Below are 1,169 nucleotides of genomic sequence, written 5' to 3'. Positions count from 1 at the left end.
CTGAACCCTGCCCGACGTTAATCGGTGAAGACAAAATCCCGCCCGGCGTGACTTTCAGAAAACTGCCGCCGACTTTCAGGGTAATTTCTGCCGCGGCTTCCAGCACCACTTTACCGCCGCTTTTCAGGTGGATTTCCTGCCCGCTGTCAATCACCGTAGCGTCGCCGGTCTGGATATGCTGGCTGCCGGCAATCCGGTGGGAGACATCGCCTTCGGTGGTGATTTTGCGTGAACCGGCGACCTGATGATGGTCATCGGCGCGGATATCGTGGTAACGGTTATTATCAATGCGTTGTTTCTGGTCATGTTTGATATGCCAGTACGCATCGTTTTCAATATGGGCGGTAAAATCTTTCTGGCCGTGGACATAGACTTCTTCACTGCCTTTGGCATCTTCAAACCGCAGTTCGTTAAAGCCCTTGCCCTTGTGCGTCTTGGTTTTGAAGGTCGTGCGGGTTTTCTCGGCAGGTAAGTCCAGCGGTGGGCGGTTGAGGCCGTTATAGACACTGCCGGTAACAATTGGTCGGTCAATATCGCCATAAAGCCAAAGCCGTTACCGTTCCAGCCCTGTGCGACGCGAACCCAGCAGGATGCGCTGTCATCGGCTTGGTCATAGCGGTTTCATCACCGTCCGCTAGTGGCTTGTAATGAAACGGCGGGCGGTAGTCAGCGAGGCCGTCGATAAAACTGAACTGGTTGGTCAGTGTGGTGCCCTCACCACTGTTATCGCCCAGTGCCTGCGGGCATTCAGCGGGGCGTGCAATAGCGGTGATCACCTTGCCTCCGTGATCGGTGGCATCATTTAAAATAATCACTGCTTTACCTGCCATGTTTATCCCTCCATTACCATTCACCATAGGGATAGGTTTTTCCTTTGATAAAGGCTTTTATCCTCTCGGAATACTCCCCGTAGCCATCAGAATGTTTGGTTTTCCCCTGACATACTGTCATCTTATCGCCGGAAACTGATTCGCCCGTCGAGATCAGAATATTATCGCCATTGTTTTTATCGATGCCGCGTAACCAAGCGCGGGCAGCCCCCCCCGGAGCCAGACCAATGAATATCGTATTTCGGTAATCAGGTGGCTGTTTTTCATACCCCGGATAGAAAGCAGGTTCACGCATCAGTTGTCGAACTTTAGGCGTGAAGTTAAACAGGGTCTGGAAAG

The 1,169-nt window shown here is 52.4% G+C and carries 1 protein-coding gene and 1 pseudogene; both read right to left on the bottom strand.

Annotated elements, in window-relative coordinates:
* Window positions 1-749 (bottom strand): annotated as a pseudogene (locus tag PSI17_RS16955) (bacteriophage T4 gp5 trimerisation domain-containing protein); the annotation flags it as partial.
* 94 nt (window positions 750-843) lie between these two features.
* Window positions 844-1,169 (bottom strand): DUF2931 family protein (locus PSI17_RS16950; RefSeq protein WP_273553074.1); only part of this gene is annotated, 326 nt, incomplete at its 5' end.

Origin of the sequence: Xenorhabdus sp. IM139775, from assembly GCF_028598745.1 — a bacterium.
Taxonomy (GTDB): domain Bacteria; phylum Pseudomonadota; class Gammaproteobacteria; order Enterobacterales; family Enterobacteriaceae; genus Xenorhabdus.
The sequence above is the reverse complement of the archived record's forward strand: the minus strand, read 5'-3'. Positions and strand labels throughout refer to the sequence as shown.